This window comes from Ferrimicrobium sp., from assembly GCF_027319265.1.
Classification (GTDB): domain Bacteria; phylum Actinomycetota; class Acidimicrobiia; order Acidimicrobiales; family Acidimicrobiaceae; genus Ferrimicrobium.
Window position 1 is genome coordinate 1 of the sequence record NZ_DAHVNP010000021.1, and the last position, 13,917, is coordinate 13,917.

Annotated in this window: 14 protein-coding genes and 1 tRNA gene; 9 read left to right on the forward strand and 6 right to left on the reverse strand. The window is 59.4% G+C overall.

All coding sequences use genetic code 11. The features are described 5' to 3' along the window. Nucleotides 1-202 precede the first annotated feature (202 nt). Nucleotides 203-703 (reverse strand): SsrA-binding protein SmpB, encoded by a 501-nt coding sequence (gene smpB, locus M7439_RS02170; protein ID WP_298339299.1) that lies wholly within the window; start codon nucleotides 701-703, stop codon nucleotides 203-205. A 60-nt stretch (nucleotides 704-763) separates the two neighbouring features. On the opposite strand from smpB, the gene M7439_RS02175 reads away from it, so the two are divergent. Genes M7439_RS02175 through rdgB form a run of 5 tightly spaced genes read left to right on the forward strand, consistent with a single transcriptional unit; the run spans nucleotide 764 to nucleotide 4,698 of the window. Further along, complete coding sequence (locus M7439_RS02175; RefSeq protein ID WP_298347616.1) at nucleotides 764-1,177, forward strand: M67 family metallopeptidase; 414 nt, start codon at nucleotides 764-766, stop codon at nucleotides 1,175-1,177. Then, nucleotides 1,174-2,358 carry an alpha-hydroxy acid oxidase gene (locus M7439_RS02180; protein WP_298347618.1) on the forward strand — a complete coding sequence of 395 codons (1,185 nt, stop codon included), beginning with the start codon at nucleotides 1,174-1,176 and terminating at the stop codon, nucleotides 2,356-2,358. The genes M7439_RS02175 and M7439_RS02180 overlap by 4 nt, the downstream gene beginning before the upstream one ends. Next, nucleotides 2,351-3,373: a glutamate racemase gene (gene murI / locus M7439_RS02185; protein WP_298347614.1), complete on the forward strand. Its 1,023-nt coding sequence runs from the start codon at nucleotides 2,351-2,353 to the stop codon at nucleotides 3,371-3,373. The genes M7439_RS02180 and murI overlap by 8 nt, the downstream gene beginning before the upstream one ends. Then, nucleotides 3,357-4,094, forward strand: coding sequence for a ribonuclease PH (gene rph / locus M7439_RS02190; RefSeq protein WP_298347611.1), 738 nt, complete (start codon nucleotides 3,357-3,359; stop codon nucleotides 4,092-4,094). Before murI ends, rph begins: the two co-directional genes overlap by 17 nt. A gap of 7 nt (nucleotides 4,095-4,101) precedes the next feature. Further along, a complete protein-coding gene (gene rdgB, locus M7439_RS02195; RefSeq protein ID WP_298347609.1) occupies nucleotides 4,102-4,698 on the forward strand; it encodes an RdgB/HAM1 family non-canonical purine NTP pyrophosphatase in 597 nt (198 codons plus the stop codon). A 46-nt stretch (nucleotides 4,699-4,744) separates the two neighbouring features. Here rdgB and M7439_RS02200 read toward each other — a convergent pair. After that, nucleotides 4,745-4,829: transfer RNA gene (locus tag M7439_RS02200), tRNA-Leu, on the reverse strand. A gap of 120 nt (nucleotides 4,830-4,949) precedes the next feature. Here M7439_RS02200 and M7439_RS02205 point away from each other — a divergent pair. The 3 genes from M7439_RS02205 to M7439_RS02215 are packed head-to-tail and all read left to right on the forward strand — an operon-like array spanning nucleotide 4,950 to nucleotide 7,752. Further along, nucleotides 4,950-5,582 carry an ATP-dependent Clp protease proteolytic subunit gene (locus M7439_RS02205; protein ID WP_298347607.1) on the forward strand — a complete coding sequence of 211 codons (633 nt, stop codon included), beginning with the start codon at nucleotides 4,950-4,952 and terminating at the stop codon, nucleotides 5,580-5,582. Beyond that, nucleotides 5,582-6,523 carry an ABC transporter permease gene (locus tag M7439_RS02210; RefSeq protein ID WP_298347605.1) on the forward strand — a complete coding sequence of 314 codons (942 nt, stop codon included), beginning with the start codon at nucleotides 5,582-5,584 and terminating at the stop codon, nucleotides 6,521-6,523. The genes M7439_RS02205 and M7439_RS02210 overlap by 1 nt, the downstream gene beginning before the upstream one ends. Next, on the forward strand, nucleotides 6,523-7,752 hold the full coding sequence (locus tag M7439_RS02215; protein ID WP_298339320.1) for an ABC transporter ATP-binding protein: 1,230 nt from the start codon (nucleotides 6,523-6,525) through the stop codon (nucleotides 7,750-7,752). The genes M7439_RS02210 and M7439_RS02215 overlap by 1 nt, the downstream gene beginning before the upstream one ends. A 122-nt stretch (nucleotides 7,753-7,874) precedes the next feature. Here M7439_RS02215 and M7439_RS02220 read toward each other — a convergent pair whose 3' ends face one another. The 4 genes from M7439_RS02220 to M7439_RS02235 are packed head-to-tail and all read right to left on the reverse strand — an operon-like array spanning nucleotide 7,875 to nucleotide 12,077. Then, on the reverse strand, nucleotides 7,875-9,008 hold the full coding sequence (locus M7439_RS02220) for a glycosyltransferase family 4 protein (RefSeq protein ID WP_298347603.1): 1,134 nt from the start codon (nucleotides 9,006-9,008) through the stop codon (nucleotides 7,875-7,877). After that, a complete protein-coding gene (locus tag M7439_RS02225; RefSeq protein WP_298347601.1) occupies nucleotides 9,008-10,093 on the reverse strand; it encodes a glycosyltransferase in 1,086 nt (361 codons plus the stop codon). Before M7439_RS02225 ends, M7439_RS02220 begins: the two co-directional genes overlap by 1 nt. Further along, complete coding sequence (locus tag M7439_RS02230) at nucleotides 10,090-11,148, reverse strand: glycosyltransferase (RefSeq protein WP_298347599.1); 1,059 nt, start codon at nucleotides 11,146-11,148, stop codon at nucleotides 10,090-10,092. Before M7439_RS02230 ends, M7439_RS02225 begins: the two co-directional genes overlap by 4 nt. After that, complete coding sequence (locus M7439_RS02235) at nucleotides 11,145-12,077, reverse strand: hypothetical protein (RefSeq protein ID WP_298347597.1); 933 nt, start codon at nucleotides 12,075-12,077, stop codon at nucleotides 11,145-11,147. The genes M7439_RS02230 and M7439_RS02235 overlap by 4 nt, the downstream gene beginning before the upstream one ends. Nucleotides 12,078-12,348: 271 nt before the next feature. Here M7439_RS02235 and M7439_RS02240 point away from each other — a divergent pair. Beyond that, on the forward strand, nucleotides 12,349-13,917 hold a 1,569-nt coding region (locus M7439_RS02240), incomplete at its 3' end, for a SpoIID/LytB domain-containing protein (protein WP_298349446.1).

Genomic DNA, 13,917 nt, shown 5'->3' on the forward strand with positions numbered 1-13,917 from the left:
GCGACCACCTGAGGGGACGTCACCGGGTTTTAAGCGGCGAGTGCGAACGAAGGTTCGGCATTTATTTTGTTTTCCGGCTTTTTAAAGTGCCTCCGGAGAGCACTGCTCGCTTCTCTCACAAAGTCGTCCAAAGTCGAATCCGGTACACCCCCTTTCAGCCATCTATCCTAGTCGGTTGTGGGGAGGGATGCGAATACAGTCCTCAGCGGTACGTGGCGTGGAGCCTCTTCATCTCCATGGCGGCGTCGCGCTCCTGGAGCACATGGCGTTTATCGTACGTGGTGCGTCCACGGGCGAGGGCGAGTTCGACCTTGGCGAGACCATTTTTGAAGTAGACCGACAGGGGAATCAGCGCCAGCCGGTCCTGCTCGAGCTTGCCGGTGAGTCGGTCGATCTCAAAGCGATGGAGGAGGAGGCGTCGAGTGCGTTCCGGGCTGAAGGCGCCAAAACCAGTTGCTTGGGCATAGCTGGCGATGTTCATCTTGAGTAGGAGAACCTCGCCGCCCTCGATGCGGGCGTAGGAGTCGCGCAGTTGTACACGGCCTGCTCGAAGCGATTTGACCTCGCCTCCTACCAGTTCGATTCCAGCCTCAAATGACTCAAGAATCTCGTAGTCGTGGCGGGCACGGCGGTTCTGGGCCACGACCCTGTTGCCAAAGCTGGCGGCATCTGGCGTCTTCTTTTTTTTCGTGCTCCGAGGCATTATCAGTCACAATCTAAGGATGGATGGGTTCCGGTTGGTACGCTGGTCACGATGGTGGAGATGCAAACCGTAACCCGAGACATCATCCTAGCGCATTGCATCCAGGAGTACCCGCTCGAGGCATGTGGACTCTTGATTGGCGATGAGCATAGGGTGGTACGGGCCTTTCCGGCTCGGAACGAGGCTCGCTCTGCCCGAGTTTTTGTGGCGGATCCCCAGGATGTTGTTCGTGCTCGCGAGTCCGCGACTGCCCAAGGGTTGCGAGTCGTTGGTGTCTATCACTCGCACACCAACTCCGAGGCCTTTCCGTCCCCCACGGACGTCGCGCAGGCTCCTGACCCGTCGTGGTGGTATATTGTGGTCTCCCTCACGCGTCCACTCGCAGAGCTGCGCTGTTTCACGATCGATAGGGCTGAGGTGACCGAGGTCGTGATCGGAGAGGCGATGACGCTGACGTCCGGTTGTCAATCGTGACGGTGCCTTGGCTCGCGCGTGATCTGCTTGCTGAGGCGGCCCGAAGCCTCGATGAACCGACGGCTGACTACTTCTTTGGTGCGGCCGACCGACAATATCTGTTGAGGATGAACTATGGGGCGTGGCAGCAGTTTTCGCTCACGCCTACCTATCTGCAGCGACCGGTGAGCGTAGATGATGCCGTTGTCTTTCGCGGTCGAACACTCGATACTCCACTGACGATCGCGCCAGTCGCCTTTCAGTCCTTGCTGAACCCAGCAGGCGAGCCTGGTTTGGCTTTTGCAGCCGGAGTGGCAGGATTTGGCTACACGATCTCCACCCGATCTAGTCGCCGACTTGAGGCGATTGCGGAGGCGTTTGACCTCGGGCGACGTATTGAGGGTGATGAGATCGAAGGGCTCGGCCCAGCCCATCGGGAGCTTCTCGCTGGGTTTGGTGACCAACGGTATGGTGAACTATGGCTTCAGGTCTACCAGACGCAGGATCCCGCCTTTGCGCGTCAACTCCTCGCCACCGGTGCGGAGGTAGGGGTTCGGGCAGCGGCTCTCACCATCGATACCCCCTACCTCGGCGCACGACACCGCGATCAGATACATGACTTTTCCCCGATTGTGCGGCTACGAGAGGTGCTTGCCTCCGATGATCAGGATGGTCCTGCCTTTGGGAATGGTTTCACCTCCGAGGCGATCGATCAGGTGCACGATCTCGATCTTACCCGCTTCTTCGACGAGTGCCAGGGTCATGGAATCGATCCCATCATCAAGGGGGTGCTTTCGCTCGCTGATCTCGATGCGATCCAGGGGCTCTTGCCGATGCCAGTGGTGACCCCTTGGGTCTCCAATCATGGTGGGCGACAGAGTGATCTGCTTCCAACGACGGCTGAGGCACTGGCCCTCTTCGCCCCCCGAGCTCGTGAGCATGACTTTGTGGTCGATGGTGGGATCGCCCACCCAACCGATGCCCTCTGCGCGCTGGCGCTAGGGGCGCGGGTGGTTGCGCTTGGCCGTGTGGCGATGGCTGCCTATGCACTGGGAGGCGTGCTCGGGGCGGTCGAGTATCTGATCGAGTTCCGGAGCCAGCTTCGCCAGCAGCTCGGTATTTTGGGCTACGACGGACTCGGATCGATTCCAAGCGACTGCGTTCTTCCCAGGCGCTTGGGTGCATGGGGTTCGTATGGGTGAGCGACCGGTTCTGAGTCAGGCCGATGCTGAGTGCGCAGGTGATCCACCTCTTGATCAAAGAGAGGTCATCGCAGTTTTTGACTCCGGTTTCGGTGGGCTTAATATTCTCGAGGCACTACGCGATCTGCTTCCTGGGGAGCACTTTGTTTATCTGGGGGACTCCAAGCGATCGCCGTACGGGGATCGAGCACCCGCTGAAGTTCTTCAGTTTTCCTTAGAGATCTTTGCGTATCTGCGAGCTCGCTATCGGCTCAAGTTGGTTGTCGTCGCCTGCAACACGGCGTCGGCGATTGCCCTCGAAGCACTCAAGGCGACAAGCGATGTCCCCGTCGTTGGTGTGATCGACGCAGCGGTTCGAGCCATGACCCAGGCGACAGAGAACTCTCGCGTCGGAGTCGTCGGGACCGCTGCGACTATTGCTTCTGGGGTCTATCAGCGTCGCTTGGCGCATCAGGCGGTCACGGCGATCGCCTGTCCTGGGCTTGTCGAGTATGTTGAGGCGGGTGCCATCGATGACCCGGCGCTCCTCGATCGTATGCGCACCCTTATGCGACCGCTGAGGAGAGCTGGAGTCGACACATTGCTCCTTGCCTGTACCCATTATCCCTACCTCGCCGCTCAGTTCCGAGCTGTGCTTGGCGAAGGGGTCATGCTGATCTCAAGTGGCGAGGAGACCGCTTTTGAGGTTCGAGAGTTGTTGACACGGGCAGGCCAGGTCAAGGGCCGGCCAGGGGTTGTGGAACCGGTAACGTTCTTGTGCACGGGATCGGTCGTCGATTTCCAGGAGGTTGGGAGACGACTCTTTACAGGCGATCTTGGGGCAGTCGAACATGTGCATGTGGACGCACTGCCTCAGGATCTCCTGCAGGGGGATCAAGCCCCAGAAGATCAAGCCCCAGAGGATATCGCCTTCGTATCGGCACGGACGCTCGTGACCAATAGACAAGAACATACAAGCTCGGGTCATGGGCGACCCGAGAGTGAAAAGGAGTGTACGAGTGGCCAAGCGTCATGATCAACGAGATCCATCTGACCTTCGAGCGGTTGCCATCACGCTGGACTACACCGAGATGGCACTGGCCTCGTGTCTGATCGAGGTAGGCAAGACCAAGGTGATCTGTAGCGTCTCGGCGGAGGATCGTGTCCCCCCCTGGCTCCGTGGCAAGGGTTCCGGATGGCTCACCGCTGAGTATGCGATGTTGCCAGCAGCGACACGCGAGCGTACTCCACGGGAGGCCGTCAAGGGGAAGCAGGGTGGCAGGACGGTCGAGATACAGCGACTCATTGGACGTTCGCTGCGGTCTTCAATCGATCTGCGCAGGTTAGGCGAGATTGAACTGGTGGTGGACTGTGATGTGATCCAGGCCGACGGTGGTACCCGTACTGCTTCGATCACCGGTGCCTCGCTGGCGCTTCGGCTGGCGCTTAAGCGCTTGGAGCAAGCAGAACGGGTGCGAGCGGGGGTCCTTTTGAGTGCACTTGCTGCGATCTCCGTTGGTATGGTAGATGGTCAGCCGGTGCTGGATCTTGACTATCGCGAGGACTCCTCCGCCGAGGTCGATATGAATGTGGTCATGAACCGTGAGGGTGAGTATGTCGAGATACAGGGCACCGCTGAAGGGGCGACGTTTTCGAAGACGCATCTGGTTGACCTCCTTAAGCTCGCTGAGTCAGGGATCATGGAGCTGATCGCGTTGGGCGACGAGGCACTCGCCGCCTATGACGCACGCTCATGAGGACGCGATGAGTGTCATCAAACTTGGCTTAGTCACCAGTAACGACAACAAGTTAGCGGAGCTCGCCGATCTGTTGCCAACGGGATATGCAGTCGTGCGCCTCGATCGAGGAGAGGTGGAAGAGACGGGTTCGACCTTCGAGGAGAATGCTGCGCTCAAGGCAATTGCTGGGCTCAGCGATTGCGCATTCGCCCTCGGCGAGGACTCTGGACTCGAGGTTGAGGCTCTCGGGATGGCCCCGGGAGTCTATTCGAAGCGCTATGGGGATTCTGATGCTGAGCGGATTGAGCGACTCTTACATGAGCTGCAAGGAATTGAGGACCGGGAGGCGCGTTTCGTGACCGTGATTGCGATGGCTCGACGAGGAGCAGCGACGGAACTCTTTCGTGGCGAGGTCCAAGGCACCATTGCGCACACACCAAGTGGTGGGCATGGCTTTGGGTACGATCCGATCTTTCTCCCCGATGAGGGTGATGGCCGGTCCTTTGCAGAGATGACCCGGGAGGAAAAAGGACGCATCTCACACCGAGGTCGAGCTTTGGCGGCACTGGTACAACGTCTTGCGGGCCTCTCTGATCTCGGATCAGACCACTCCGGAACGTAGGTGATGCCGGTCGGTCATCTTTGCTGGTTCGGCCGGGCTCATCGGCTGGTGCGGGCGGGGAGACTCGAACTCCCACGTCTCTCGACACAAGGACCTAAACCTTGCGCGTCTGCCAATTTCGCCACGCCCGCTTCGGTGGTGATCCTAGCGGATGAAAGGTGGGATCGGTTCCATCGGATGTGGACAAGATGAGCTGGGTTACCTTGTGCGAGTGAACTTTGCCAGTCGCTCGTCCGATTAACCTAGATCCCATGGATCATACTGACCTCACTGCCGGTTCTATCGCTGACTTGAAGGATGCTGCTAACGCCGATCGGGGTGGCGACGTCTATCAGCAGCTCTTAAAGGAGCGCATTGTCTTCTTGGGTGCGGAGGTCAATCAGCTCACGGCCAACGCGATCTGTGCCCAACTCCTGCTTCTTGCTGCTGAGGATGCGGAGAGAGATATCTCTTTTATCATTAACTCTCCCGGCGGCTCGATCTATGATGGCCTCGCCATCTACGACACCATGCAGTATGTGAGCTGTGATGTCTCGACGATCACGATTGGTATGGCTGCTTCGATGGGTCAGTTCTTGCTTTGTGCAGGGGCCCATGGCAAGCGATTCGCCTTGCCGCACGCGCGTATCCTGATGCATCAGCCGTTGGCGCAGATGCAGGGCCAAGCAGCCGATATCGCTATCCAGGCGGAGCAGATCATGTATCTCAAGCGCCAGCTTGCGGAACGTATCTCCTTCCACACTGGCCAGCCAGTGGAGAAGATCCAGGCTGACTCCGAGCGCGACCGTTGGTTCACCGCCGATGAGGCGCAGGAGTATGGCTTTATCGATCAGGTGATCCGAACGAACTCCTACGGCCCCCCTGCGAGCGGGTCCGACTCCTAGTGAAGACCGACCACTCCGGACCGGTGCCTGAACCCTCGGGTTATCAGCGAGATCGGGAGCTGCCGATTCATCTTGTTCGTCCTTCGATGACGGTCCCGCAGCGGATCGCTAATATCTGGAGATATCGCGATCTGTTAAAGGACCTCGTCGCCAAGGAGATCAAGGTCAAGTACAAGGACTCGGCGCTGGGATTTATCTGGAGTCTCCTGAATCCAGCGATGTTCATCCTGATCTATTACATCGTGTTCCAAAAGATCCTGAAGAACGGCATCCCGTTGTTTGCGATCTACCTGGCCACGGGGCTCTTGGCCTGGAACCTGTTCCAGTCTGGCGTCCTCGGTGCAACGGGTTCGGTCGTGAACAATAGTGGGTTGGTGAAAAAGGTCTCGTTCCCTAGGGAGATCCTGGCACTCGCCTCGGTCGGCTCTGCCTTTGTCTTTTTTCTCTTCCAGACGGTGGTGTTGGCGATCTTTCTTATCGTCTTTCGGGTTGCGCCGAGTCCGCATTTCGTGTGGCTCGTGCCCATTGCGCTGCTTGCTTTGTTGATGTTCGCCTCGGCGTTGGCGGTGTTGCTGTCGGGGATCAATGTCTACCTGCGGGACATGCAGCACCTCATGGAGATTTTGCTTCAGGCTTGGTTCTGGGCGACACCGGTGGTGTATCCGTTTATGGAGCTCTCCAAGCAGTTGAAGGCACACGGTTTGACCTGGCTTTATCTAGCTAATCCGACGACACCGGTAGCACTGACTTTTCAGCGTGCCTTCTATGTGAAAGCGAACCCGCTTGGCACCAATGGGTCGATTGTCCATATTCTTCCTAGCTATGGCCCCATGTGGTACTTGGCGGTCCTTGGGACCATCGTCGTTCTGAGTTTTATCTTCTTCCTGGTCTCTGTCTATATTTTCGGTCGCCTGGAAGGGAACTTTGCAGAGGAGTTGTAGTGTCAACTGCAGTCGAAGTAGTGTCGGTCTCGAAGACCTTCCGACTCTTTCAGGAGAAGTACACCTCTCTCAAAGAGAAGGCTATTCATTTGGGCAAGGTGCCCCACGAGGTCTTTCCAGCGCTCTCGGACATCAGCTTTGAGGTTGAACAGGGGGTAACCCTTGGCTTGCTCGGTCACAACGGTTCTGGCAAGTCAACATTGCTCAAGTGCATCGCAGGCATCTTGACACCCTCGGCGGGCGAGATTCGGATTCGTGGTCGTATTGCGGCGATGTTGGAGCTTGGGGCTGGATTTCATCCGGATCTCTCTGGACGGGCGAACATCTATCTCAATGCCGCGCTCATGGGCCTGTCTCGTAAAGAGGTTGATGCACGCTTTGATGCGATCGTCGAGTTCTCGGAGTTGGGCGGCTTCATCGAAAACCAGGTCAAGTTCTACTCCTCGGGGATGTACGCACGCCTTGGTTTTGCTGTGGCGGTGAATATGGATCCCGATATTCTCCTCGTCGATGAGGTGCTGGCGGTGGGTGACGCCAATTTCCAGCTCAAGTGTTTGGCCAAGATTCGTGAGTTCCAGGAGGAGGGTCGGACGATCATCTTCGTGTCGCACTCGCCGGACCTCGTTCGTGCGGTCTGTTCCACCGCTTTCGTCCTCGATCACGGCCGGCTCGTCGGTCAGGGTCCGACGGCCGAGGCGGTCGCGCTACTCCAGAAGTTCCAGCTCTCAGGTTCTGGCTTGAACCATGATCCAAGCACCGAAGATCACCGTCTCGAGGCGGCTATCAGCCGCGACATCCATCTCAGCTCTATGATGATCAACGGTGTCGATGCCGACCGGGGTGTTGAGCTAGCGGCGATGAGCCAGGTGGAGCTGGCGATCGTGATCGAAGACGTCGCATCGCTCGCGGGTTCCTGTCATATCGAGGTGCTCTTCTATAGTCCTGCTGGTGTGGCCCTGATCCGGGCCCATACCCGGGAGATGGAGATGGAGCCGGTGATCGTCCGTGGCACGGTGGAGGCCGTGGTGCAGTTCAGCTCCCTACCGCTTGCGGTGGGTTCCTATTCGATCCAGGTGAACCTCTATCACCCCCAGAGTGGGATGATGATAGAGAGTCGTCGCTGGGATAACGGCCTCATGATCGTCGGTGGTCAAAAAGGCGTTGGAGGACTCATCGCGGCCGAGGCGAACGTCTTCGTCAATGAGGTCTCAAGCCGGCACTTCCTTTAGCCGAGCTGGACAGTTGGGCACTGGTAGTCGTTGTACTGCTGAGCGCTTGCAGTTGGTGACACTGGTCGATCGGCAGCGCTCAAGGCGCGCGCTTCTGGTGACGTACCAGCTTGTGGCACAAGCTAACTGAGGAAGGCAAGATAGCGGTCGATGATCGGTTCCCAGGACAGATGCGTGGTGGCATAGCTCCGTCCCTGTTGGCCGAGCGTTTGTGCGAGGGTTCTATCGGTCGCAATGAGCTCGATAGCGCTTAGCAGTTCAGATGCCGTGTGAAAGGCAATCCCGCCACCTGAATGTGCGATCTGCTCGAGAAGAACCGGGTTATGGCCGTTGACGATGAGGGGGATGCCCGCCCCCATCGCCTCGATGGCGACGAGGGAGAAGGACTCATAGCGTGAGGCGATGACGACGGCGGAGGCGTTGGCCAGCAAGGTGTCACGGTGGGCCTTCGAGACGACGCCGAGAGTCTCGACGTTGGGTGCAGGCTGCAAGGGCTCAAGCAGAGGGCCGGCCATGATGAGTCGCAATGTGGGCTGTGTCTGGCGATAGAGCTCAGTGAGTAGTCTGCTGCCTTTGTCGGCCTGTACGCGCCCAAGCGCGAGAAGATAGGGCGTTTCGGGCAGCGACTGGGACGGATCGGTGTCGGGGGTCGGTTCATCGAGTCCCAGGGGTAGCACGAGCTGGCGAGAGGCACCAATCAAAAAGAGTCGATTGAGGAGCTCTTGTTCAGAGCGGGTTTGGAAGACAATACGACGTGCGCGAGGTACGAGTTCGGAGTAGATTGCACTTGAGAGCATTGGCTCTGGGTGAGCGGCAGGGTGGAGGACGGATCGGGAGGGCTTCCAACGCAGAGCCTGGAGATTCGGCCAGTAGAGGAGGGGATAGCTGATCACCCGATCAGGGTCGAGTCGATCAAGGAGTGCCTCGAACCCATCGAGGAGCGGGCCTTGGTCCTGCAAGAACTGGTCAGCGCTGACGGCGTGAGGGAGTCGTCCGGTGGCGAGTACTTTGGCGTAGATGGCGGAGAAGTTGGTGAGGCGAGGTTGGCGTGGCCGAAGGCGGTGGACAATGACCCCATCCTCGACGACCGTTTCGGCAGGCAGCGTATCGTCCCAGGCTAAGGTCGTCGCGGTCGAGGTGATCACCTCGACGCGGTGGCCACGGCCAGCGATCCGGGTTGCATAGGAGCGCACTGCCATCTCGGCGCCGCCGACGATGTCGTGGCCATAGCGTGGGGTGACAAAGACGAGATGCATCAGGCTACCTCGATGCCGGTGAGTTCGCGGAGCGCCACCTTCATCCGGGCCCAGACGGCGTCGTTGTCAAAGCGTTTGACTCGTTGCGCGCCGCGATCGAGAAGCTCACTACGGAGGGGTTCCTCGCCAGCGAGTTTGGCGGCCGTCGCCGTTGCGAGCGGATCATGGGGAGGCACGATGAAACCGGCATCGCCAACGGTCTCTGGAACGGCTGATGAGTCGACGGCGACCACGGGCAGGCCGAGTGACATCGCCTCCAGAAGGGGTGCACCAAAACCCTCGTGGAGTGAGGCGGAGACGAAGATGCGAGCGGCGCGGTATTGATCCCCGAGGGAGCGAGCACGTAGGCCACCGGTGAGGAAGTGCACCCGATGACCGATACGAAGGTCGATCGCTCGTTGCCGGAGACCGAGGAGGTAGTCCGGGTGAAACGGACGCCCAACGAGGGTGAGAGAGCTGTCCTGGCCGGTGAGTTCTCGATAGAGGGCAAAGGAGCCGAGCAGGTCCTCCTGGGCCTTGTTGGGTACCAATCGACCGACAAAAAGCCAGTCCTCTGGGGAGCCGCGGTGTTCCCAGCTGCGAAGGAGTCGACCGAGGCGGTCGGTTGGCTCCTCATTTTTGAGGTCATCGTAATGGGCGAAGAGACCCACGGTTGCAACCGCCTCCGCTCCGTAGTGTCTGAGCTCTGCGGCATTAAAGGCTGACACCGAGAGACAGCCCATTGCCTGATGGACGAGGCGCTCTAGTTGCTGTCGTGCACGCCGCTGTGCGATGGCGGTGTCGGGGTCCCATGCGGTGAAGTACTGCTCAGGTGTGATGTTGTGATAATAGAGCAAGGTCTGCCCCTGGGCAAGGAGAGAGGGTGCGAGCGCGGAGAAGTTTGCGTAGTGATAGATCAGCACATCCCCTGATCGCAGTTGCATCTCCTTGACGGGAGTCGCATGGTCGAGATCAGATCGCCGCACATCCTCCACATAGATGTGGCTGTTGGGGTCCGTGATGAGGAGCCGATGCTGCAGTTCCCGGGCGCAGTTGCCGACGGCGTCATGAGGGAGGAGCACCGGGACAAACTGGTGGATGGTCATGGGGCGCCCACCAGTTGCTCGATGAGTCGTTGGTACTGGAGCCGCAGCGTCGCCGGGTCAAAGACGCGTAGCCTCGACAGCCCGCGCTCGATGAGTTGGTCACGGAGGTCGATGTCGTGGGCAAGGGTGTGTGCCGCGACCGCGTAGGAGAGAGGGTCCTCCTCGGAGAGGAGCCAGCCAGCGGAGGAGAGCGTCTCGGATACGGCAGAGGTCGCGAGGGCGAGCACTGGGATCTGATGGGCAAAGGCCTCGATAAAGGGGAAGCCAAAGCCCTCATGGAGCGAGGCGCTGGTAAAGAGGCTGGCTTGTTGATACTCGAACGCTAGCGCTGATGGGCTCAGTCCCGAGAGGAGTCGAACGGAGTCCTCAAGGTGGTGGGCCGCGATCTTTGCCTGTATGGCCTCGAGATAGGTCGCTGAGGCGGTCGATCCGACCAGGGTGAGCGTCGCCTCCGGCTCAAAGAGTTGACGATAGAGGGCAAAGGCCTCGATCAGGAAGAGTTGATGCTTGTTGGGGAAGATACGACCAACAAAGAGCCAGTTAGCTGGAGTGGGGACGGGTTCCTGCGTTCTTGCTTGGCCGTGTTGGGGGAGCGCAAGGAGCGGAGGCGCCACCAAGGGATGGAGAAAGCCGAGTTCGAAAAGGTCGACCGCGTTGTAATGGGAGACCGTGAAGGCTCGTTGGGTCGTTTGGGCGAGGCCACCGATCTCGCGACGTGCCTGCCAGAGTACGCGCGCAATCTCGGGCTCGAAGGGTTTGGCCAGGGCGTGGGGGGTGACATTGTGGTAGTTCACGAGGACCCTTGGTCGATCGCGCAGCCAATCAGCGATGCGGGAGTTCGTGCTGGCCTGATAGAGATACCAGACCCCCTTTGGTGGTCGGTGGCGTAACTCGGAAAAAGGTGAGGCGTAGGCGGCGAGGGAGTCGTCAAACTCATCGGCGTAGATGGCCGTCTCATAACCGAAGTCGCGAAGCAATGCATCGAGATGGCGCGTATGGGTTCCGATCGCATCGTAGCTCGCAAAGGAGGGGATGAGTTGAAAGACGGCGCTCACCGATCGAGCCTCGTGACGAGGGTGTCAATGTCGATCGTCTGCGTGGTTGTGGTAAAGCCAGCCTCGTGAGCGAGGACGGCCCAGGCCGGTGTCGTAATCGGTGCTCCTCGAAGGGCGGCCATCGCGTTGAGTTCCCTCGAGGTGGCAAGGATCGTAGGCTCGTGGTGGACGAGGAGCCCAGGTGCCCCGGGGGCGAGTACGCGTTTTATCTCGGCGAGTACGGCACGCTTAAACCAGACGGGTGAGCATTCGAGTTCCACGCCGCGCAGGACGACCCCACCGAGCGTATCCTCTCCGCAGTGTTCGAGGTGCCAGAGCAGCGAGCTGTTTCTCACGTCGAGTCCCTCGGCCGCTGCCCGATCAGCGAGTACCGGGTCCTCAATCTGGCCGTAGGCGAGGTCCGGAACTTCGCTGGCGAGCTTGGCGAGTAGCGGATCCTCGTCGGCAGCGGCCACCAGGATCGGCCGCTCGAACGAGCACTGCGCTAGTTGGTTGAGGACCGTCTCTTGGGTGAGGGCATTCGCTGGGAACTGACCGAAACTGTGGCCCAGTGAGAGGTGGGGGGCGATCCGGCCAAGACGCTCCTCCTGTTCTGAGAGGCGAAGCTCAAGGGCGTTCAAGAGCCCTACCGTCTCAAAGGTGAAGTTGTTGACCTGTTGTGTGAGGTAGGTGAGGTACCAACCGATACCCGCCTTGATGGTTCGCTTGAGATAGGCCACTCCAGGTTTTTGTGAACTCGTTGGTACGGCGGTGTCGATGTAGGAGGTCGCCTCAAGGTTGAAGAGACGATCCTTGATCGAGTCAAAGCGCAGTCGCGGTTTGAGTTCGTTCATCACCTCACCCATTCTGGCCTCCAGTGACGGGGGGATGACGCCGCTACGGCGCAGCTTGACCATCTCGCGCTCAAGGCGCTCTCTCAGATCCTCCACGTGAGACCTCCCGTTATCCTTGTTCGGTCGATCTTAGTTGCGCTCGCGTCAACCGGCCAAGGGTACGAACTGAGCACCGCTGATTTGGAGGGTCATCTCGCCCGTAGTAGTGCTTAGGCCACGTTCGCTGCTATGGTGGAGAGGTTGACGAATTGTTGGCTGGCCCCGCGCATAGGTGCGAGTCGGCAGAGTCAAGTTGGGGTCTGGGTGTTCCGATGACTGAAGGCATGAGAACAGTAGCTGCGTTGAGCAGATCGCCGTGGTGTGACTGATGCGGCGTGGGCTCCATTCGAAGCGATCAGCGTTTCTCCTCCCATCAGGGCGAACGAGTGCGATGCTTGCCGCTGGGGCACTGGTCGGTATCGTGCCGGCGGTAGTGCTTTTCCCGGCAACGAGTTATGCCAGCAGTGGGGCTCTGACCTTCACCGGCTATGGGGTTGGATCTGGTAATGGCGCGAGTCAATTTGGTGAAGCCGGTTACGCCAGCCAAGGTCATCTCACCTATCAGGAGATCCTCGCGCACTTCTATGGTGGTGCTACGCTGGCCAATACCTATGACCGACTCATCACCGTTTGGCTGACCCAGGGGACGGGACAGCCGGCAACGGTGGTAGATGCCTCGGGCCTCGTCGTCAATAACATTGCGGTAGCTCCGAATACCCCGATCCAGGTATCCGATGCTGGTGGTACGATCTCGGTGAGCCAAGGGCTGGGATCGAGTGGTTGTTCGGCTCCGACCTCATGGTCTCCACTGACGTCGACGACAGGGTCGTTGACGATAAGCCCAGGGAATTTGGAGCCGTTAGGTTCGATGGTCAACGAGACCCAGAGCCAAGCGCTCGGGTGGTGTCAGTCGAGTGGCGCCGTTGAGTACGTTCGAGGTACGCTCGGCGTCACCGAGAACGGGCAGGGACAGCAGGTCTTGACGAACACCCTTGGACTCGAATCCTATGTCCGAGGGGTCATTGGGAACGAGATGCCGGTGGTGTGGGGGACGCTTGGCAGTGCTGGTCCTCAGGGTCAGGCCTGGGGTTTCCAGGCGCTTGAGGCACAGGCGATAGAGGCGCGGACCTATGCACTTGCCGTAGGGAACTCCTATAGTTTTGCACAGATCTGTGACTCTGACTATTGCCAGGTCTATGGAGGATTCAATACCGGGCAGGCCAGTCAGGCTCGCGCACTGATCGATGCGGCACAGACAGACACCGCAGGCCAAATCCTTAAGCAGTCCTCTGGCGCCCCTGCTTTTACCCAGTACTCCGCCTCCGATGGGGGTTACACCGCAGGAGGTGACTTCCCAGCGGTACCCGACCCCTATGATGCCGGCTGTTATGCCTCGATCTGTGATCCTTGGGACCCGTGGAGTCAGACGGTTGGACTCTCCTCACTCCAGCAGGCCTTCGCGAACGTGGGTACGGTGCAAGGTTTGAATGTCCTTCAGCGCACGGGTGAGGGTACTGACGGTGGTCGGGTCTTGTCGATCCAGGTCGTTGGTTCCAGCGGATCCTCCACCGTCTCGGGCACAGAGTTTGCCTCCATGCTCGGTCTGGACTCGGACTGGTTTAGCGTGAGTGGACCGATTGCGATCAACAACGATGGCAACAGTACTGCGCCCGCCCAACCCTCGGGGTCGACCGCCAGCTCTGGCATTATCGTCGCCTCCGCGGACGGCGGTACCGCGGCCGAGGATGGAGCGACCGACCTCGGCAGCACCTACACCTACGGCATCACCGGTCTCTCGGGTTCGCGCCCCCTCAACGCTCCAGTGGTCGGTGTAGCCGCAACTCCCGATGGGAAGGGCTACTGGCTGGTCGCCGCTGACGGTGGCGTCTTTGACTTT

Bases quoted from the DNA above. Each gene is read 5' to 3' on its own strand.
- smpB (WP_298339299.1), bottom strand. From the start codon at position 703: ATGCCTCGGAGCACGAAAAAAAAGAAGACGCCAGATGCCGCCAGCTTT.
- M7439_RS02175 (WP_298347616.1), top strand. From the start codon at position 764: ATGCAAACCGTAACCCGAGACATCATCCTAGCGCATTGCATCCAGGAG.
- murI (WP_298347614.1), top strand. From the start codon at position 2,351: ATGGGTGAGCGACCGGTTCTGAGTCAGGCCGATGCTGAGTGCGCAGGT.
- rdgB (WP_298347609.1), top strand. From the start codon at position 4,102: ATGAGTGTCATCAAACTTGGCTTAGTCACCAGTAACGACAACAAGTTA.
- M7439_RS02205 (WP_298347607.1), top strand. From the start codon at position 4,950: ATGGATCATACTGACCTCACTGCCGGTTCTATCGCTGACTTGAAGGAT.
- M7439_RS02220 (WP_298347603.1), bottom strand. From the start codon at position 9,008: ATGCATCTCGTCTTTGTCACCCCACGCTATGGCCACGACATCGTCGGC.
- M7439_RS02225 (WP_298347601.1), bottom strand. From the start codon at position 10,093: ATGACCATCCACCAGTTTGTCCCGGTGCTCCTCCCTCATGACGCCGTC.